Genomic DNA, 20,422 nt, shown 5'->3' with positions numbered 1-20,422 from the left:
CATCATCGTCACTTAGCTTATCGCTGAGCGAATCACAGATTCGCACGCAGTTAAGTCACTCAAATGATAGGATCAAGCCTCACGAGCAATTAGTATCGGTTAGCTTCACGCCTCACAGCGCTTCCACACCCGACCTATCAACGTCCTGGTCTCGAACGACTCTTCAGGGAGGTCAAGCCTCCAGGGAAGTCTCATCTTCAGGCAAGTTTCCCGCTTAGATGCTTTCAGCGGTTATCTCTTCCGAACTTAGCTACCCGGCGATGCCACTGGCGTGACAACCGGTACACCAGAGGTTCGTCCACTCCGGTCCTCTCGTACTAGGAGCAGCCCCCGTCAAACTTCCAACGCCCACTGCAGATAGGGACCAAACTGTCTCACGACGTTTTGAACCCAGCTCACGTACCACTTTAAATGGCGAACAGCCATACCCTTGGGACCGGCTACAGCCCCAGGATGTGATGAGCCGACATCGAGGTGCCAAACACCGCCGTCGATGTGAACTCTTGGGCGGTATCAGCCTGTTATCCCCGGAGTACCTTTTATCCGTTGAGCGATGGCCCTTCCATACAGAACCACCGGATCACTATGTCCTGCTTTCGCACCTGCTCGACTTGTCGGTCTCGCAGTTAAGCTACCTTTTGCCATTGCACTATCAGCACGATTTCCGACCGTACCTAGGTAACCTTCGAACTCCTCCGTTACACTTTGGGAGGAGACCGCCCCAGTCAAACTGCCTACCATGCACTGTCCCCAATCCGGATCACGGACCAAGGTTAGAACCTCAAACACACCAGGGTGGTATTTCAAGGTCGGCTCCACCAGAACTAGCGTCCTGGCTTCAAAGCCTCCCACCTATCCTACACAAGTCTGTTCAAAGTCCAATGCAAAGCTACAGTAAAGGTTCACGGGGTCTTTCCGTCTAGCAGCGGGGAGATTGCATCTTCACAAACACTTCAACTTCGCTGAGTCTCAGGAGGAGACAGTGTGGCCATCGTTACGCCATTCGTGCGGGTCGGAACTTACCCGACAAGGAATTTCGCTACCTTAGGACCGTTATAGTTACGGCCGCCGTTTACCGGGGCTTCGATCAAGAGCTTGCACCCCATCACTTAACCTTCCGGCACCGGGCAGGCGTCACACCGTATACGTCCACTTTCGTGTTGGCACAGTGCTGTGTTTTTGTTAAACAGTCGCAGCCACCGATTCTCTGCGACCTGTCAGAGCTTCGTGAGTAAATCACTACACCCCAACAGGCATACCTTCTCCCGAAGTTACGGTATCAATTTGCCGAGTTCCTTCTCCTGAGTTCTCTCAAGCGCCTTAGAATTCTCATCCTGCCCACCTGTGTCGGTTTGCGGTACGGTTCTTATGTAGCTGAAGCTTAGTGGCTTTTCCTGGAAGCGTGGTATCAGTCACTTCAGGTCCGTAGACCCTCGTTATCACGTCTCGGCCTTAAGGGGCGGCGGATTTGCCTACCACCCCAGCCTACCGGCTTGAACAGACTATTCCAACAGTCTGCTGACCTAACCTTCTCCGTCCCCACATCGCACTACATAAAAGTACGGGAATTTTAACCCGTTTCCCATCGACTACGCTTTTCAGCCTCGCCTTAGGGGCCGACTCACCCTACGCCGATGAACGTTGCGTAGGAAACCTTGGGCTTTCGGCGAGCGGGCTTTTCACCCGCTTTATCGCTACTCATGTCAGCATTCGCACTTCTGATATCTCCAGCATCCCTTACGAGACACCTTCACAGACCTACAGAACGCTCCCCTACCACGCACAGTAAACTGTGCATCCGCAGCTTCGGTTATCAGTTTGAGCCCCGTTACATCTTCCGCGCAGGACGACTCGACCAGTGAGCTATTACGCTTTCTTTAAATGATGGCTGCTTCTAAGCCAACATCCTGGCTGTCTGGGCCTTCCCACTTCGTTTACCACTTAACTGATCATTTGGGACCTTAGCTGGCGGTCTGGGTTGTTTCCCTCTTGACGATGGACGTTAGCACCCACCGTCTGTCTCCCATGATTGCACTTTCCGGTATTCAGAGTTTGCCATGGTTTGGTAAATCGCAATGACCCCCTAGCCATAACAGTGCTTTACCCCCGGAAGTGATACATGAGGCACTACCTAAATAGTTTTCGGGGAGAACCAGCTATCTCCGAGTTTGTTTAGCCTTTCACCCCTATCCACAGCTCATCCCCTAGTTTTGCAACACTAGTGGGTTCGGACCTCCAGTGCGTGTTACCGCACCTTCATCCTGGCCATGGATAGATCACTCGGTTTCGGGTCTACGCCCAGCAACTAAATCGCCCTATTCGGACTCGGTTTCCCTACGCCTCCCCTATTCGGTTAAGCTTGCTACTGAACGTAAGTCGCTGACCCATTATACAAAAGGTACGCAGTCACGGAACAAGTCCGCTCCCACTGTTTGTATGCATCCGGTTTCAGGTTCTATTTCACTCCCCTCCCGGGGTTCTTTTCGCCTTTCCCTCACGGTACTGGTTCACTATCGGTCGATCACGAGTATTTAGCCTTGGAGGATGGTCCCCCCATCTTCAGACAGGATTTCGCGTGTCCCGCCCTACTTCTCGTACGCCTAGTCCCTGGAATGTGTTTTCGTGTACGGGGCTATCACCCACTACGGCGGTCCTTTCCATGAACCTTCCACTAACACAATCCATAACACGTACAGGCTGTTCCGCGTTCGCTCGCCACTACTTACGGAATCTCGGTTGATTTCTATTCCTCGAGTTACTTAGATGTTTCAGTTCACTCGGTTCGCTTCCACTGACCTATGTATTCAGTCAGGGATACCGCCTAAGCGGTGGGTTTCCCCATTCGGATATCGCGGGATCAAAGCTCTATTGCCAGCTCCCCCGCGCTTTTCGCAGGCTTACACGTCCTTCATCGCCTGTGATCGCCAAGGCATCCACCAGATGCACTTAGTCGCTTGACCCTATCATTTCAGTAACCTAAATCACTAAAACAACAGAGAGTGTTTGTGCGACGACCGCACCGCCCCTTTTGATATGGCGACGCAGCCTTAGATACAATCAAATACCCAAGATGACGATTCATTCAACAGAAGAGTTAACTCCTATCGTTTGTTTCGCCGTCTTATATATTCGGCTTCTTCAGTTTGTTAAAGATCGGGCGTTTCTACAACGCAAACAGAATCAAACTTCTCAATTTGATTTTGTTTGCGGCGTAAGTGGTGGAGGATGACGGGATCGAACCGACGACCCCCTGCTTGCAAAGCAGGTGCTCTCCCAACTGAGCTAATCCCCCTCTTTTTGTCCCATGCCGCGTTGCTCAGTCGCTCATGTGCATTCGCACACTTCGCTTCTTCGCGCCTTGCCTGGAACAAAAATGGTTCTCCGTAGTGCTCATCAGAACACCCAGAGTGTAACTGGTGGGTCTGGTAGGACTCGAACCTACGACCCCTGCGTTATCAACACAGTGCTCTAACCAGCTGAGCTACAAACCCAGTTGACTTATGAGATCGTGGCATCCACAACCTCAATGCCCTTCAAATCAAATAACCGATAGGTTGTAAGTACTTGGCAATCGCCAGTCTCTAGAAAGGAGGTGATCCAGCCGCAGGTTCCCCTACGGCTACCTTGTTACGACTTCACCCCAGTCATGAATCCCACCGTGGTAAGCGGCCTCCTTACGGTTAGCCTACCCACTTCTGGTGAAACTCACTCCCATGGTGTGACGGGCGGTGTGTACAAGACCCGGGAACGTATTCACCGCAGCATGCTGATCTGCGATTACTAGCGATTCCGACTTCACGCACTCGAGTTGCAGAGTGCGATCCGGACTACGATCGGTTTTCTGAGATTAGCTCCACCTCGCGGCTTGGCAACCCTCTGTACCGACCATTGTATGACGTGTGAAGCCCTGCTCATAAGGGCCATGAGGACTTGACGTCATCCCCACCTTCCTCCGGTTTGTCACCGGCAGTCTCATTAGAGTGCCCAACTTAATGATGGCAACTAATGACAAGGGTTGCGCTCGTTGCGGGACTTAACCCAACATCTCACGACACGAGCTGACGACAGCCATGCAGCACCTGTGTTACGGCTCCCTTTCGGGCACCAAGCCATCTCTGGCAAGTTCCGTACATGTCAAGAGCAGGTAAGGTTTTTCGCGTTGCATCGAATTAATCCACATCATCCACCGCTTGTGCGGGTCCCCGTCAATTCCTTTGAGTTTTAACCTTGCGGCCGTACTCCCCAGGCGGTCAATTTCACGCGTTAGCTACGCTACCAAGGATTCAAACCCCCAACAGCTAATTGACATCGTTTAGGGCGTGGACTACCAGGGTATCTAATCCTGTTTGCTCCCCACGCTTTCGTGCATGAGCGTCAGTGTCATCCCAGGGGGCTGCCTTCGCCATCGGTATTCCTCCACATCTCTACGCATTTCACTGCTACACGTGGAATTCTACCCCCCTCTGACGCACTCTAGTCGTGCAGTCTCCAATGCCGTTCCCAGGTTGAGCCCGGGGCTTTCACATCAGACTTACACAACCGCCTGCGCACGCTTTACGCCCAGTAATTCCGATTAACGCTTGCACCCTACGTATTACCGCGGCTGCTGGCACGTAGTTAGCCGGTGCTTATTCTTCAGGTACTGTCATCCCCGCCAGGTATTAACCAGCGGGATTTCCTCCCTGACAAAAGTCCTTTACAACCCGAAGGCCTTCTTCAGACACGCGGCATGGCTGGATCAGGCTTGCGCCCATTGTCCAAAATTCCCCACTGCTGCCTCCCGTAGGAGTCTGGGCCGTGTCTCAGTCCCAGTGTGGCGGATCATCCTCTCAGACCCGCTACTGATCGTCGCCTTGGTGAGCTCTTACCTCCCCAACTAGCTAATCAGACATCGGCTGCTCGTATAACGTGAGGCCTTACGGTCCCCCACTTTCCCCCTCAGGGCGTATGCGGTATTAATCCGGCTTTCGCCGAGCTATCCCCCATTACACGGTACATTCCGATGCATTACTCACCCGTTCGCCACTCGTCAGCGGTGCAAGCACCCTGTTACCGTTCGACTTGCATGTGTAAAGCATGCCGCCAGCGTTCAATCTGAGCCAGGATCAAACTCTTCAGTTCAATCTCATAGCAATTTTCTGGCACGCAAGTTCAAAGAAATAAACAAGTATCTCTTGTCTCTTGCAGTGCAAGTGTCGGCTTTCGCCAAGCACTTACACCTATCGGTTATTCGTTCTGTTAAAGAGCAGTGCCGATCGCTGCGTCGTCTTCACCGGAACCGTTTCGTTTCCGCTGTTTCGTTCGCCGCGTCAGCTGAGGAGGTGAACTATACGCCCCGCCCCTAGGTCCGTCAACACTTTCTGCAAGAAAAAACCGGGAAATTCGCCCTCCCCGCGCCGACCACGCGCCAAGCCCATGATTCGCCTGAAGATATGAGGAAAGGGTATCCGCGAACGGCCGCGAAAAGCCGATATCCGTCCGCCCCGCCCGGTCGAAACCGCCAAAAACAGACAGGCCGGCGTTGCCGCCGGCCTGTCACTCCCACCGCATCACACCTTATAGATGGTCGAGCAACTGCAGCGGGTGATCGATATCAACATCGGCGCCCCATTGCTCCGGCTTATCCTGGGCCGAGAAATAGCCCCAGTTGACCAGCACGGTTTTCATGCCGACATTGCGGCCCGCCTGGATGTCCCGCTCGGCGTCGCCGACATAGATGCAGTGCTCGGGCTCGACGCCGATCTGGCCGGTCGCGTGCAGCATCGGACGCGGATCGGGCTTGGCGACACCGACGGTATCTCCGCTGACGGTGACCGCCGGCGGGACGGCGAAAGGCAGCCATGGCACCAGACGGTCGGTGAAGCGCATCGACTTGTTGGTGATGATGCCCCAGGCCAGGCCGCGCTTGTCCAGCTCGGCGATCAGCTCGTTGACGCCGTCGAACAACGTCGTTTCCTCGGCGAGATTGGCATCGTAGAGATCCATGAAGCGCACGCGCAGCGCCTCCATCCGCACGGCGTCGAGATCGGCGCCGAAGCCGAGCTGGACCAGGCCGCGCGCGCCATGGCTGGCAACCGGCCGTATCGCTTCGTACGGCTGCGGCGGCAGCCCCTCCTCCGCCAGCAGGCGGTTCAGCGCCGCGCCCAGGTCGCGGGCGGTATCGGCCAGCGTGCCGTCCAAATCGAACAATACTGCCTTGATCATGATTCCTGCTTTACCGGATTGGATGAGACCGACATTGCACCATCAAGGGATGGTCTTGCCAAGAAACAGTCGATACGCCGGATTTTCGGTTTCCTCTATATAAGGATATCCGAGCGTGTCGAGGAATTGCTGGAAGGCCTGCGCGTCGCCGGACGGCACCTGGATGCCGACCAGCACCCGGCCGTAGTCGGCGCCGTGATTGCGGTAATGGAACAGACTGATGTTCCAGTCGGTGCGCATCGCCTCGAGGAAGCGCATCAGCGCGCCGGGCCGGTCCGGAAATTCGAAGCGCAGCACCCTCTCGTCTTTCAACTGCGGCGCATGGCCGCCGACCAGATGGCGGATGTGCAGCTTGGCCAGCTCGTTGTCGGTCAGGTCGATGCCGTCCAGATCCGCCGCGCGCAGGTCGCCAAGCAGCCTCTCCACATCGTCGCGGCCGGATATCTGCACGCCGACGAAGACATGGGCGACGCCGGAGTCGGCGAAGCGGTAGTTGAACTCGGTGATGTTGCGTCCGCCTATCACCGAACAGAAACGCTTGAAGCTGCCGGGCTGCTCCGGGATCGAGACGGCGATGATGGCCTCACGCCGCTCGCCGAGCTCGGAACGCTCCGATACGTGGCGCAAGCGGTCGAAATTCATGTTGGCGCCGCAGGAAATCGCCACCAGCGATTGCCCCTCGCAGCCCTCGCGCTCGACATAGGCCTTGGCGCCGGCCACCGCCAACGCGCCGGCCGGCTCGACGATGGAGCGGGTATCCTCGAAGATGTCCTTGATCGCCGCGCAGATCGCGTCGGAATCGACCAGGATGATCTCGTCCAGCAGCTCACGGCAGATGCGGAAGGTCTCCTCGCCGACCAGCTTGACCGCCACGCCGTCGGCGAACAGGCCGACATCCTTCAATTCGACCCGCTCGCCCTTCTCTATCGACTGGCGCATCGCGTCGGAATCCACCGGCTGCACGCCGATGATCTTGATCTCCGGCTTCAGCCGCTTGATGAAGCTGGCCACGCCGGCCGCCAGCCCGCCGCCGCCGATGGCGACGAAGACCGCGTCCAGATCGTCCGGATGCTGGCGCAGGATTTCCATGCCCACCGTCCCCTGCCCGGCGATCACATCCGGATCGTCGAACGGCGGAATATAGGCGCGGCCGCTCTCCTCGGCCAGCTTCACCGCGTGTTGAAACGCCTCGTTGAACGAGTCGCCCGACAACACCACCTGGCCGCCGCGCTGTTTCACCGCGTCTATCTTGATCTGCGGCGTGGTGACCGGCATCACGATCACCGCCTCACAACCGAGCTTGCTGGCCGCCAGCGCCACGCCCTGGGCGTGGTTGCCGGCACTGGCGGTGATCACGCCGCGCGCGCGCTGCTCGGGCGACAGCTTGGCCATCTTGTTGTAGGCGCCGCGCAGCTTGAACGAGAACACCGGCTGCAGATCCTCCCGCTTCAGCAGGATGCGGTTGCGATAGCGGCGCGACAGATTGGGCGCCAGCTCCAGCGGCGTCTCGATGGCGACGTCGTATACCCGCGAAGTGAGAATGCGTTCCAGATAGTCTTGCTTGTTGCTCATGGCGATGCCTTAAGTCCCTGATAGTTTCTTGTATTTGAACTGCCAGAGTAGCAGGAACTCCAAGCCTGCGGGAGGCCCGGCGCGCAATCGTTGCTGCATTGCAATATGCTGGATGTCGGACAGGTCATTTCCGGCAACGGCGCTGGCCACTGTGTGTATAATCAACCGCTACTGTTTGCGACCTCTTTGAAGCAAGTCCCGCCAAAATGAAAAAACTCACCACCGCCCTGCTGGCCGCCGCCCTGGCGTTGCCTGCCGTCAGTTTCGCCAATACCGCCTTCACGCCGCCGGCGCCGGAAATCGCCGGCAAGGCCTATTACCTGCTCGACTACAACAGCCAGCAGGTGCTGGCCGCCCGCGACCCGGACGCCCGCGTCGAACCGGCTTCGCTGACCAAACTGATGACCGCCTACCTGACCTTCAAGGCGCTGAAGGAAAAGCGCCTGTCGCTGGATCAGACGCTGACCGTCTCGCAGCGCGGCTGGAAGACCGAAGGCTCGCGGATGTTCCTCGATCCCAAGGTCCCGGCCAAGGTCGATGATCTGATCAAGGGCATGATCGTGCAGTCGGGCAACGACGCCTGCGTGACGCTGGCCGAGGCCATCGCCGGCAGCGAAGACGTGTACGCGCAGATGATGACGCAGCAGGCGCAGAAACTGGGCATGAAGAACACCCAGTTCAAGAACGTCACCGGCCTGCCGCACGAAGGCCACTACACCACGGTGCACGATCTGGGCATTCTGGCCGCCGCGCTGATCCGCGATTACCCGGAGTACTACCCGATCTACTCGATCAAGTCGTTCACCTACAACAATATCAAGCAGCCCAACCGCAATCTGCTGCTGTACCGCGACCCCAACGTCGACGGCATGAAGACCGGCTACACCGACAGCGCCGGCTACAATATGGTGACGTCCAGCCACCGCGACGGCCGCCGCGTGATTTCCGTCGTCGTCGGCACCGCCAGTCCGGAAGCCCGCGCGGTGGAAAGCTCGAAGCTGCTGAACTACGGCTTGCAATTCTTCGATACGCCCAAACTTTATGCAGCCAATACCCGCGTATCGGACGTTTCCGTGTACAAGGGCGACAGCAAGACCGTGTCGGTGGGTTTCGGCAGCGACGTGTTCGCCACCGTGGCCAAGGGCCAGGCCGCCAGGCTGAAGGCCGACATGACCACGATGCAGCCGCTGATCGCGCCGATCAAGGCCGGCCAGGTGGTCGGCAAGCTGACCGTGTCTCTCGATGGAAAGCCACTGCTGGAGCGTCCGGTGGTAGCATTGAAAGCCGTGGACGAGGGCAACTTCTTCAGTCGCCTGTGGGACAGCCTGAAGCTGATGCTGGGCTGGAAGTAAGCGCCCACTCCCGGGATAGACCATGCGGCGCCGCGGCTTGTCCGCGGCCCGCTGTTTTGTAATTGCGTTAGAGTAGCTAGACATGTCCGACGAAAAACAGGAACTGCTGGAATTCCCCTGTCGCTTCCCGATCAAGATCATGGGCGAGCGGCACGACGAATTCGTCGCCACCATCACCGCCGTGGTGCGCACCAACGCCCCCGATCTCGCCGAGATCGATGTGGTGTTGCGCGAAAGCTCCGGCGGCCGCTTCTATGCGCTGACCGTCACCGTCACCGCCACCTCGCGCCGGCAGCTGGACGATATTTATCTGTCGCTGACCGGCCATCCGATGGTCAAGATGGTTCTTTAAAACGCCGGGGATTCAGGTGCCACGCATCATCAAACATCTGGGCCGGGTCGATTACGAGCCGACCTGGCGGGCCATGCAAGCTTTCACCGACAGCCGCGGAGCCGACACGCCCGACGAGCTGTGGGTGGTCGAGCACCCGCCGGTATTCACCCAGGGGCTGGCTGGCAAGCCGGAACACCTGTTGCAGCAGAACGATGTGCCGGTGGTGAAGACCGATCGCGGCGGCCAGATCACTTATCACGGCCCCGGCCAGCTGGTGGTCTATCTGCTGGTGGACTTCAAGCGCATGCGCGTCGCGGTGCGCGAGCTGGTGCGCCACATCGAGCTGGCCATCATAGACATGCTGGCCGAACAGGGCATCGCCGCCTACGGCGACGTGAACGCCCCCGGCGTCTATGTCGACGGCGCCAAGATCGCCTCGCTGGGGCTGCGCATCAAGAACGGCGCCACCTACCACGGCCTGAGCCTGAACGTGGACATGGACCTGACTCCGTTTAGCTGGATCAATCCTTGCGGCTACGCCAACCTCAAGGTGACCCAAATAAAGAATCTGGGCGTGAACCTCACGGTCGCCGAAGCCGCCGACAAGCTGCTGCCGCACCTGGAACGCCACCTGAGCACAAGCAAGGAGACCGCATGAAGCCGGACAACCAGGCCGGGGTGAAGCACAAGGGCGCGGCCAAGACCGCCCGCATCCCGATCAAGATCGTGCCGCTGGAAGAAAAACTGAAGAAGCCGGAGTGGATACGCGCCAAGCTGCCCAATGGCCAGCGCTTCCACGAGATCAAACAGATCCTGCGCGAGCAGAAGCTGCACACCGTGTGCGAAGAAGCCACCTGCCCGAATATCGGCGAATGCTTCAGCAAGGGCACGGCCACCTTCATGATCATGGGCGACATCTGCACCCGCCGCTGCCCGTTCTGCGATGTCGGCCACGGCCGCCCGAATCCGCTGGATCCGAACGAGCCCAAGCATCTGGCCGAAAGCGTGGCGGCGATGCGGCTGAAATACGTGGTGGTCACCTCGGTGGACCGCGACGACCTGCGCGACGGCGGCGCCCAGCACTTCGCCGACTGCATCCGCGCGGTGCGCGAAATGTCGCCGAGCACCCAGATCGAAACGCTGGTGCCGGACTTCCGCGGCCGGCTGGACATCGCCGTCGACATCCTGACGTCCACCGCGCCGGACGTGATGAACCACAATCTGGAAACGGTGCCCCGTCTGTACAAGCAGGCCAGGCCCGGCGCCGACTACGCCCATTCGCTACAGTTGCTGAAGGACTACAAGGCGAAGAATCCCGAGGTGCGCACCAAGTCCGGCCTGATGGTCGGCCTGGGCGAAACCGACGAGGAAATCCTCGAAGTGATGCGCGATCTGCGCGCGCACGATGTGGACATGCTGACCATAGGCCAGTACCTGCAACCGTCCAACGGCCACCTGCCGGTGCTGCGCTATGTCCACCCGGACGTATTCAAGATGTTCGAGGAAAAAGCCTACGAGATGGGCTTCGTCCACGCGGCGGTCGGCGCGATGGTGCGCTCCAGCTACCACGCCGACGTGCAGGCTCACGAAGCCGGCGTATAAACCTGCTCGGTTCCGGAACGGCGCCCGCGGCCCACGCCCCGGCGCCGTTTTTTAATTTCCCCCAATTTTAAAATGAATGGCTTTCGCATAAATGATGGCGAATTCGCCACGCTCTTCCAACAAAATAACATTCTGGTTTGCTTTAATAGCCGGTTTCGCTTATAGTCGGATTGTTATTAATTTTGCAAAGGCAAACCGTGGACAACGACGGTTCCAGTCGATCTTCGATCGCAGTATAGCCTTGCAGGATTTAAGCAGACCGAGACTCCTCCCTCTGCCATATCCTGCAAAGCCAGGATGTGGTGTCTTATCGCCAGCCCCGCGCTGGCACGCACGCACAGCAACGACCTCGTCATAGCACCAGCGCCGCTTGGCATTCGCCGCGCGCCGCCGCGTCAGACGCTGGCCGCCCGTCGCGTGGATGCCCCCACACAGATCGACATATCACCGATTGTTTGCGCAAGCTTCGTTTCGCACAGGAGGTTCCGATGCCGGAAGAACCAGAACCGCGAGCGGATGCGACGCACGTTTCGCAGACCGGCTGATTTCCCCTATCGGGAATAGCCGGAAACAGCTGTGGCGTCTTATCGCTCATTCAATCTGCGCTGTATCCCGATTACGGTTGATTCAAACCGGAGCGGGATGGTTATTACCTGTTGAAATCAATAATGGGGGGGGATTCAATATGCAAGCCCTGAAATTGTCCCAACTGCTGAAATATTTCCAACGCCGCGACCGCACCGATGAATCGGCCGCCTTTCGCCTGAATATCGTCTGCGACAAGGACGTGATTACCACGCTGCGCAAGCGGCTGTTTTGGGAAATGCACGATCTGGGCCTGCGCGCCCTGCAGGTCACCATCGGCCCCGAAGGCGACAGCGATCAATGCAAGTTGTCGGTGCTGCTGAACTGCCCGCTGGCGCAGCGCCAGGAACTGGACGACATGGCGCTGCGCCTGAGCCAGCTCCCGGAAATCCGCCGCGTGCACTGGGGCCGCCGCCTGCATGGCGCGCCGACCGGCCATCGCGCGATGTTCCATCCCGGCCGCGCCCATATCGCCTGAGCCGGCAACCGCCACTCGACACCATACCGAAAGTCCGAACCATGCCCGAAGACCCCGAGCCGAAACCGCAGGATCTTCGCCGCCACCACGCATCGCCCCGCTGATCGCAATCGTCGGGACATGCCGCCGGCGGCATGAACCGACACGCCCCGCCCCGGCACGTCCGGGCGGGCCGCCTGTCGCCACGCGAATCCCGCCGGCGCCAGCCGGCGCCTTCCTTCACCGGAGGAGCCCGCGATGCAAAACCCGTTTACCCGTCAACGCCCGCAGCAAATCTATCAGCTGTCCATTCAGTGCCCATCGATGTCGCTGGGCATGGCCAGACGCGAAATCCGCACGCTGGCGCAGAAGCACGGCCTGCGCATCCTTCAGTGGCTGGAGCAACCGCAAGAGGCCGAAGCCGGCACCAGCCACACGCTGGCGCCCTGGCTGATCTGCGCCGACTTCCGCTGCAACACCGAAACCTGCATGCACTTCCTGCAGGGCGTCGCTCAGCGCCTGGCCACGCTGCCGCTGATCCGCGTCAAGCTGGACTGCCTGTCCCTGCCGCCCACCGCCAACCGGGCGCTGACCGGCTGAACCGCCCTTCCATCGAGGGGCGGAGCAAAACCGCCCTCCCCACACGCGACACAGGAGCCGGCATGACCTAGACCCGCCACACACCATCCGAGATGCCACCCGCTGGGGCGTTCGCGCAGAGCACCCCAACGGGCGGCAAGGTTCTCTCGATTTTCGAGCTGACACGTTGTCGGCGCTGATGCACGAGAGCCCGCCCACGACGCCTTCCGGCACCGCTGCTTTCCGCCGAAAAATCGTGGACAGGCTCCAGGCAGGGCTGGTCGCGCCCGCAGCGCCAGGAGAGTTGCACCATGACCAAGAATCTCACCCCCCGCAAACCGAACCGGGGTTTCATCGCCACCCCGGGCAAGACCGGCGACAAGGTCGCCTTCCGGCTGGCCCACGAAGCGCTGCAACCTCAGGAAGAGACCTTCAAGCGCTTGCGCAGCCAACCGGAAGGCCTGACCGCCGTCGAGGCCGCCCAGCGACTGCAGCAGTACGGCGCCAACGAGGTGGCGCACGACAAGCCGCCGCACGCGCTGCTCCAGCTGATGCTGGCCTTCAAGAACCCGTTCGTGATGGTCTTGATCGTGCTCGGCGCGATCAGCTACGTGATGGACATCGCGATGGCGCCGCCCGACGATCAGGACTGGACCAAGGTCATCATCCTGTCGGCGATGATCGCCGTCAGCGGCCTGCTGCGCTTCTGGCAGGAATTCCGCTCCGCCAAGGCCGCGGAGAAACTGAAATCGCTGGTGCGCAACACCGCCACCGTGCAACGCCGCCCGGCGGGTCCCAGCGCGCCGATTCGACTGGAAGTGCCGATGACCGAGCTGGTCGTCGGCGACATCGTCCATCTGCAGGCCGGCGACATGATTCCGGCCGATGTGCGGCTATTGGAATCGCGCGACCTGTTCATCAGCCAGGCGGTGCTGACCGGCGAGGCGCTGCCGGTCGAGAAATACGACACGCTGGGCGCGGTGGCCGCCAAATCGGCCGACGGCCGGACCGACGGCGACGCCGGCCTGCTCGACCTGTCCAACGCCTGCTTCATGGGCACCAATGTGGTGTCCGGCACCGCCCGCGCGGTGGTGGTGGCGACCGGCGCCGACACTTACTTCGGCTCGCTGGCACGCAATGTGGTCAGCCACAAGCGCATCGAGACCAGCTTCGACAAGGGCGTCAACAGCGTGTCCTGGCTGTTGATCCGCTTCATGCTGGTGATGGTGCCCATCGTGTTCATGATCAACGGCGTCACCAAGGGCGACTGGATGTCGGCGCTGACCTTCGCGTTGGCGGTCGCGGTGGGCCTGACGCCGGAAATGCTGCCGATGATAGTCTCCGCCAACCTGGCCAAGGGCGCGGTGGCGATGGCGCGGCGCAAGGTGGTGGTGAAGCGGCTGAACTCGGTGCAGAACTTCGGCGCGATGGACGTGCTGTGCACCGACAAGACCGGCACGCTGACCCAGGACAAGATCATTCTGGAGCACCACTACGACATCCATGGCCGCAAGGACGAGACCACGCTGCAGCTGGCCTGGCTCAACAGCTTCCACCAGAGCGGCATGAAGAATCTGATGGACATCGCCATCGTCGAGCATGCCGACGCGCTCGGCGAGCGCGTCAAGCTGCGGCATTACGCCAAGGTGGACGAGCTGCCGTTCGACTTCGAGCGCCGCCGGCTATCGGTCATCGTCCAGGACGACAACGGCCAGCAGCTGATGGTGTCCAAGGGCGCGGTGGAAGAGATGCTGGCCGTCTGCAGCCACATCCAGGACGGCGGCGAGGTCCGCGCGCTGAACGCCGAGGAACGCGCCCGTCTGCTGAGCCTGAGCCAGGAATTCAACACCGACGGCTACCGCGTGCTGCTAGTGGCCACCCGCCACATCCCGCAGGACGCGCGCAAGGCCGCCTACCAGACAGCCGACGAGCATGGCCTGGTGGCGCGCGGCTTCCTGACCTTCCTCGATCCGCCGAAAGAGTCGGCCGCGCCGGCGATCAAGGCGCTGAACGAGTACGGCGTCTCGGTCAAGGTATTGACCGGCGACAATCCCATCGTCACCGCCAAGGTCTGCCGCGACGTCGGCCTCAATCCGGGCAAGCCGCTGCTGGGCCCGGACATCGAGGCGATGGACGACGTGGCGCTGTGCGCGGCGGTCAAGCGCACCACCATCTTCGCCAAGCTGACCCCGCTGCAAAAATCTCGGGTGGTCAAAGCCTTGCAGGCCAATGGCCACACGGTGGGCTTCCTCGGCGACGGCATCAACGACGCGCCGGCGCTGCGCGACGCCGACGTCGGCATCTCGGTGGACAGCGGCGCCGACATCGCCAAGGAGACCGCCGACATCATCCTGTTGGAAAAGAGCCTGATGGTGCTGGAAGAAGGCGTGATCAAGGGCCGCGAGACCTTCGGCAACATCCTGAAGTACCTGAACATGACCGCCAGCTCCAACTTCGGCAATGTGTTCTCGGTGCTGGTGGCTTCGGCCTGGCTGCCGTGGGAGCCGATGCTGGCGATGCAGTTGTTGCTGCAGAACCTGATCTACGATCTGTCTCAGATGTTCCTACCCTGGGACAAGATGGATCCGGACTTCCTGAAGAAGCCGCGCAAATGGGAAGCCGGCAACATCAAGCGCTTCATGCTGTGGCTGGGGCCGACCTCGTCGGTGTTCGACATCACGACCTATATCCTGCTGTGGACGGTATTCGGCGCCGGCGCGGCCTACCATCTGCACGGCGGAGACGGCGGCCAGCTGATCATGAACACCGGCTGGTTCATGGAAGGCCTGATCTCGCAGACGCTGGTCGTGCACATGCTGCGCACCCGCAAGATCCCGTTCCTGCAGAGCACGGCGTCCTTGCCGGTGCTGCTGTCGACCAGCATCGCCATCGCCATCGCCTGCTACCTGCCGTTCTCGCCGCTCGCCTCTTCGCTGGGCTTCATCCGACTGGATGCCAGCTACTTCTGGTGGCTGCTGCTGACGATGGCCGGCTATCTGGCGCTGACGCAGACGGTGAAGACGATCTACATCAAGCGCTACGGCCAGTGGTTCTAAGCCACAGCCAGGCACCCGCCCGAAAAGCCGGCCCCGATGGGCCGGCTTTTTTCATTGCCTGTCCTGCTCCACCAGCCCCAGCCTGGGCACCACCGCGCCGGCCGCCAGCACCGTGCCCGGCGACAACACCGCGTTGGCGCCGACCCGTACGCCATCGCCGAGCAGCGCGCCCAGCTTGTCCACGCCCGGCAGCAGCGTCTCGCCATCGACATGCAGCCGTATACGCTTGTCGGCCCGCTCGTTCCAATGGTTGGCCAGAATGGCGCCGGCCTCCAGATTGACATCGGCGCCCAGCACCGAATCGCCGACGAAGTTGAAATGCGCCAAACGGCTGCCTGGTCCAATGATGGAGGACTTGATCTCGCAACCCGGTCCCACCGTCGCGCCGGCGCACAAGACGACGCCGCCGCGCAGATAGGCATGGGCGGCGACGCGGCAACCCGGTCCGATCCAGACCGGCCCCTTGACGATAACGCCCGCCTCCAGCGTCGCGCTGCGATGGATCAAGGCCTCGCCATCGACGATCCAGTCGTCGGCGGCGGCGCCGTCGCGCGCCGCCTCTATCGAACGGGGCAGATCCCGCAGCCAGAACCATGGGGCGGCCTCGGCGTCCAGCCAGGGCCAGGCCGCGCCGACCGAGGCCAACAAGCGCTGCAATCCGGACATCGCGTTTCCTTCGCGCAAAGAAACGATTGAACACCGACGATGGCCCGCCGGCAAGCCGGCGGCGCAAAACAAAACCGCCGCCCTCCTTTCGGAGAGCGGCGGTTTCGCGAACCGGCCGCCGATGTCAGCCCATCGGCACCGGCGCGTCCTTCAACCGTAGCCTGGCTTAGAACGAGTGAACCATGTTCAGGCCAACGCCACGCAGCTTGCTGCCGGCATTGGAGCCATCGGCGGCGTTGCTGAAGATGGCCTGATCGGCCTTCACTTCACCGTACTGCAGACCAACGACGGTGCGCTTGGACATCTGATAGTCCACGCCCAGCAGGTATTGCTTGTAGCCGGTGTCGGAAGCGGTGTTGCCGTCAACCTTGACGTTGGCGCCTTGGGCGTAGGTGAACTTCGGCGTGAAGGCGCCGATGGTGTAGGCGGCGGTCAGCGCGTATTCCTGCGACTTGTACTTGCTGCCGTCGACCGGCACGTTGACGCCTGCCAGGAAGCTCAGCGGGGTGACGGTGTTGTCGCCGCGGTCGTTGCGGTAGCCGACGGCCACCAGCAGGTTGTTGGCGTTGTAGCCGGCTTCCAGACGGTGGCTGTCGTTGGCCTGGGTCTGAACGCCGCTCACCAGCGCCATCGGGGTCTGGTGGATGTACTGGTACTTGCCGAAGAAGCCGCTGTTCTCGTACGACAGACCCAGGTTGTAGGTTTCGCGTTGAGCTTCGTTCAGGGCGGCATCAGCGCGCACTACATCGTTCTTGTCTTCCTTGGTGCCGTACAGGAAGGCAGCCTGGAAGCCGTTGTAGTTGGCGGTGTCGAAGCGGATGGCGTTCTTCACGCGCACGTCGTCACGGGTGAAGGCGTTCAACTGCAGCGCGTTGCTGGCGCTTTCCCACGGGTTCACGACGCTCATGTTGGAGTCGCTGAAGGTGGACAGGTTACCGATGCGCACCTTGCCGAAACCGGTATCCAGGCCGACGAAGGATTCGCGGCTGGCGAAGGAGCCGTAGCCCTGACGGTTGGAGCCGTCGATGTCGAAGCCGCTTTCAACCTGCCAGATGGCCTTCAGGCCGTTGCCCAGGTCTTCGCTGCCCTTGAAGCCGATGCGGGAGCCCAGGTCGTCGACATTGGTCTTGTTCATGCCGCCGGCATCAACGTTCTCGATGCCGCCCTTCAGTTGGCCGTAGATGGTCACATCGGCAAAAGCCGCAGCCGGCAGAGTCGCTACTGCCAGAGCAATCAGAGTCTTTTTCATTTCGCACATCCTGTTGAGGTTGTCTTAGAAAGCGATCACATACTAATTTCCAACATCGATATACGCAAGTGTACGCTACTGTTCATGTAGTAAAAAAGAGACACTATGTGCGTAAATACAACAGCGGCTATTTATGTATAAGTTAACAACTTCTCGTTATTTTGTTGCTTAACTTACATTAACAAAGTTGTTAATTTTCTTTTTCGAAAAAAATCGAAAAAAAAGGCCCGCTGAGCGGACCTTATTAAGGATAGACTTGACCAGAATCCTCTGAACCCGGCAGCAGCTGGGAACAACAGAATTCGTTATTAGATTGTATTTGCTTTTAATTTTGATGGCAAGCCGCCCCCGACCTGCGATTGTCAATCATTGTTAAGCGCCGCCGCTGCGGCGCTCGGCCGGAAAACGCAGTTCGGCGCACAAGCCGCCTTGCGGATGATTGAACAAGGCGATGTCTCCGCGATGCTCGCGGGCGATGGCGCGGGCGATCGCCAGACCCAGCCCGCTGCCGCCGGTATGCTTGGCGCGCGAATCCTCCAGCCTTACGTAGGGCTCGAACACCCGTTCCAGATCCGCTTCGGCGATGCCCGGACCATGGTCGCGCACCTGGATGACCACCCCGCCCTCGCGCTCGCGCAACCGGACCTCGATCGCGCCGGCTCCGCCGTAGCGGCGGGCATTCTCCAGCAGGTTGGCGATGCAGCGGCGCAAGGCCTGCGGCCGGGCATGCAACGGTTTGACCGGCTCGGCGCTGCATACGACTTCGGCGCCCAGCGCCTCGACATCCTCGATCACGCCCTCCAGCAAGGCGCCGACGTTCAGCAACACGCAGTTCTCGTTGCCCTGCCCCATGCGCAGATAGGCCAGCGTGTCGGCAATCAGCTGATCCATCTCCAGCAGATCCCGCTCTATCGCCTGCCGGGCCGTCCCCTCCTGCAACTGCTCCAGCCGCAGGCGGATCCGGGTGATGGGCAGCCTAAGATCGTGCGATACGCCGGCCAGCATCTGGCTGCGGGTTTTCAGGTAGCGCTGCAGCTCCTTCTGCATCCGATTGAAGGCGCGCGTCGCGTTCACCACCTCCTGGGTGCCGGTCTCCGGCAACGGCGGCTGGTCCAGATCGGCAGCCAGACCGGTGGCCGCCTGCGAAAACAGGGCCAGCGGCCGGGTCAGCCGGCGCACCGCCCAGGTCGATACCGCCGCCACCACCAGCGCCACCAGCAACAGCCAGGCCGTCACCCGCCACGGCGTCTCTTCCGGCGACGCGATCTGGCCGACGCGGAAGGTCGCCACCATGCCATCGCGCAGCCTGACCTGCAGCGTGGCCATCTCGATCTTGAACTCGGCCTCGCCGTCGCCGAGCTTGCTCGGCAGCGCCTGCACCCAGAATTTATTGCCGGGCGTGAACACATGCTGGCCCGGCGCCAGAAACGGCCGCAGCAAGTCCTCCGCCGCGTCCGGCGTATCCTCGCTGAACGACAGGACCTGCATTTGATAGGGGAAATTCAGATCCGAGCGGATCAGCTGGCACAGCTTGCCGGCCTCCGGCAAACTGGTCTTGCGGTCCTCGACCCAACGATGGTCGAGCAGGACCTGGACCGACGGCGAAGTCAGCGCGGCGGCCAGTTTCGGACGGTTGCCGGCGGCGGTTTCGTCCAGCAGATTGATCATGTCCGCCAGATGCTGGGCGACATACTCGGCGCGCAGCGTGCGGCTGAGCCGCTCGCGATCGGTCAGCACCAGCGCGATGCCGACCACATTGGCCAGCAGCACGCTGGTCAGCAGCGTCAGCAGCAACTGGCCGTAAAGCGTGCGCGGCAAGCGCCTCATCGCACCGACACCACCTCGCATGCCAGCATATAGCCGCCACTGCGTATGGTTTTGATCAGCAACGGTTCGCGCGCGTCGTCGCCGAGGCGGCGGCGCAGCCGGCCTATCATCACGTCGACGGTGCGGTCGAACGGGCCAGCCTCCTTGCCGTTCATCGCCTCCATCAGCTGATCGCGCGACATCACCCGCTGCGAATTCTCCGCCAGCGCCTGCATCAGCTTGAACTCGCCGCCGGACAGCGGCGTCACCACGCCCTCGCGGTCCACCAGATGCTGGGCGCCCAATTCCAGCCGCCAGTCGGAGAATTGCAGCGCCCGCAAGGCGCTGCCGTCGCGCCGCTCCTCGACCCGGCGCAGGATGCTGCGCACCCGGGCCAGCAGCTCGCGCGGATTGAACGGCTTGGGCAGATAGTCGTCGGCCCCCATCTCCAGGCCGATGATGCGGTCCAGCTCGTCGCCGCGGGCGGTCAGCATCAGGATGGGGATGCCGGAGCGCGAGCGCAAGTCGCGGCACAAGGTCAGGCCGTCGGTGCCCGGCAACATCAGATCGAGGATCAGGATGTCGAAGCTCTGCTCGGCCAGAATGCGGTTCATCGCCTCGCCGTCGCCCACCGCGACCACCGTCATGCCTTGCCGGCTCAGGTAGTCGCTCAGCAGTTCGCGCAAATCCGGATCGTCGTCAACGATAAGCAGTCGGGAAGGTTGGGACATCAAGCTATTCCTAAACAATTCGGTTGGGGGTCAGAGGCTGTCAACGCTGCCGGGCGCGGCGCGACCGCGAACGATCGCGCGATGCAAAACGGAGGATGCGGCGCAGGGTGTGCAAGCGCAAGGCCGGCAACGGGGCGGTGTACGGCTTGGCTTGGCGTCAACAGACTCTAATCGGCGCCCGCGCCGCGCAGGCGGCGAACAGGCGGAGCGCATCGAAAAATCGACGGAC

Annotated in this window: 13 protein-coding genes, 2 tRNA genes and 2 rRNA genes; 7 read left to right on the top strand and 10 right to left on the bottom strand. The window is 60.7% G+C overall.

Annotated features, from left to right (window positions below; all coding sequences use genetic code 11):
* Positions 1–68: 68 nt before the first annotated feature.
* The 6 genes from CXB49_RS06025 to ilvA all read right to left on the bottom strand — a co-directional run bounded on the left by CXB49_RS06025 (position 69) and on the right by ilvA (position 7,776).
* Positions 69–2,960, bottom strand: a 23S ribosomal RNA gene (locus tag CXB49_RS06025).
* A 256-nt stretch (positions 2,961–3,216) separates the two neighbouring features.
* Positions 3,217–3,292, bottom strand: a tRNA-Ala gene (locus tag CXB49_RS06020).
* 122 nt (positions 3,293–3,414) lie between these two features.
* A tRNA-Ile gene (locus CXB49_RS06015) sits at positions 3,415–3,491 on the bottom strand.
* A 94-nt stretch (positions 3,492–3,585) separates the two neighbouring features.
* A 16S ribosomal RNA gene (locus tag CXB49_RS06010) occupies positions 3,586–5,121 on the bottom strand.
* The 16S and 23S rRNA genes sit together here with 2 tRNA genes alongside, the layout of an rRNA operon.
* A gap of 435 nt (positions 5,122–5,556) precedes the next feature.
* Positions 5,557–6,204, bottom strand: a complete 648-nt coding sequence (locus CXB49_RS06005; RefSeq protein WP_101707554.1) for an HAD family hydrolase — start codon at positions 6,202–6,204, stop codon at positions 5,557–5,559.
* Positions 6,205–6,246: 42 nt separating this feature from the next.
* Positions 6,247–7,776 carry a threonine ammonia-lyase, biosynthetic gene (gene ilvA / locus CXB49_RS06000; protein ID WP_101707553.1) on the bottom strand — a complete coding sequence of 510 codons (1,530 nt, stop codon included), beginning with the start codon at positions 7,774–7,776 and terminating at the stop codon, positions 6,247–6,249.
* 206 nt (positions 7,777–7,982) lie between these two features.
* Here ilvA and CXB49_RS05995 point away from each other — a divergent pair, with 206 nt between their 5' ends.
* The 7 genes from CXB49_RS05995 (at position 7,983) to mgtA (ending at position 15,741) form a co-directional block, all read left to right on the top strand.
* Positions 7,983–9,128: a D-alanyl-D-alanine carboxypeptidase family protein gene (locus CXB49_RS05995; RefSeq protein WP_101707552.1), complete on the top strand. Its 1,146-nt coding sequence runs from the start codon at positions 7,983–7,985 to the stop codon at positions 9,126–9,128.
* A gap of 82 nt (positions 9,129–9,210) precedes the next feature.
* The gene (locus tag CXB49_RS05990; protein WP_101707551.1) at positions 9,211–9,480 is read left to right on the top strand and encodes a YbeD family protein; all 270 of its coding nucleotides are present in this window, start codon (positions 9,211–9,213) and stop codon (positions 9,478–9,480) included.
* A 16-nt stretch (positions 9,481–9,496) separates the two neighbouring features.
* Entirely contained in the window at positions 9,497–10,120 is a 624-nt protein-coding gene (gene lipB, locus CXB49_RS05985) for a lipoyl(octanoyl) transferase LipB (protein ID WP_101707550.1), read from the top strand.
* Positions 10,117–11,064 (top strand): lipoyl synthase, encoded by a 948-nt coding sequence (gene lipA, locus CXB49_RS05980; protein ID WP_101707549.1) that lies wholly within the window; start codon positions 10,117–10,119, stop codon positions 11,062–11,064. The genes lipB and lipA overlap by 4 nt, the downstream gene beginning before the upstream one ends.
* A gap of 685 nt (positions 11,065–11,749) precedes the next feature.
* A complete protein-coding gene (locus CXB49_RS05975; RefSeq protein WP_101707548.1) occupies positions 11,750–12,127 on the top strand; it encodes a hypothetical protein in 378 nt (125 codons plus the stop codon).
* A gap of 237 nt (positions 12,128–12,364) precedes the next feature.
* Positions 12,365–12,706: a hypothetical protein gene (locus CXB49_RS05970; protein ID WP_158300632.1), complete on the top strand. Its 342-nt coding sequence runs from the start codon at positions 12,365–12,367 to the stop codon at positions 12,704–12,706.
* Positions 12,707–12,996: 290 nt separating this feature from the next.
* A complete protein-coding gene (gene mgtA, locus CXB49_RS05965; RefSeq protein WP_101707546.1) occupies positions 12,997–15,741 on the top strand; it encodes a magnesium-translocating P-type ATPase in 2,745 nt (914 codons plus the stop codon).
* Between the two features lie 51 nt (positions 15,742–15,792).
* On the opposite strand, the gene CXB49_RS05960 is transcribed toward mgtA, so the two are convergent.
* The 4 genes from CXB49_RS05960 to CXB49_RS05945 all read right to left on the bottom strand — a co-directional run bounded on the left by CXB49_RS05960 (position 15,793) and on the right by CXB49_RS05945 (position 20,193).
* Positions 15,793–16,407: an LpxA family transferase gene (locus tag CXB49_RS05960; RefSeq protein WP_101707545.1), complete on the bottom strand. Its 615-nt coding sequence runs from the start codon at positions 16,405–16,407 to the stop codon at positions 15,793–15,795.
* Positions 16,408–16,573: 166 nt separating this feature from the next.
* A complete protein-coding gene (locus CXB49_RS05955; protein ID WP_101707544.1) occupies positions 16,574–17,656 on the bottom strand; it encodes a porin in 1,083 nt (360 codons plus the stop codon).
* Positions 17,657–18,028: 372 nt separating this feature from the next.
* On the bottom strand, positions 18,029–19,483 hold the full coding sequence (locus CXB49_RS05950; RefSeq protein WP_199406790.1) for an ATP-binding protein: 1,455 nt from the start codon (positions 19,481–19,483) through the stop codon (positions 18,029–18,031).
* Complete coding sequence (locus CXB49_RS05945; RefSeq protein WP_101707542.1) at positions 19,480–20,193, bottom strand: response regulator; 714 nt, start codon at positions 20,191–20,193, stop codon at positions 19,480–19,482. The genes CXB49_RS05950 and CXB49_RS05945 overlap by 4 nt, the downstream gene beginning before the upstream one ends.
* Positions 20,194–20,422: the final 229 nt, after the last annotated feature.

Source organism: Chromobacterium sp. ATCC 53434, from assembly GCF_002848345.1.
In the GTDB taxonomy this organism is placed as follows: domain Bacteria; phylum Pseudomonadota; class Gammaproteobacteria; order Burkholderiales; family Chromobacteriaceae; genus Chromobacterium.
The sequence above is the reverse complement of the archived record's forward strand: the minus strand, read 5'-3'. Positions and strand labels throughout refer to the sequence as shown.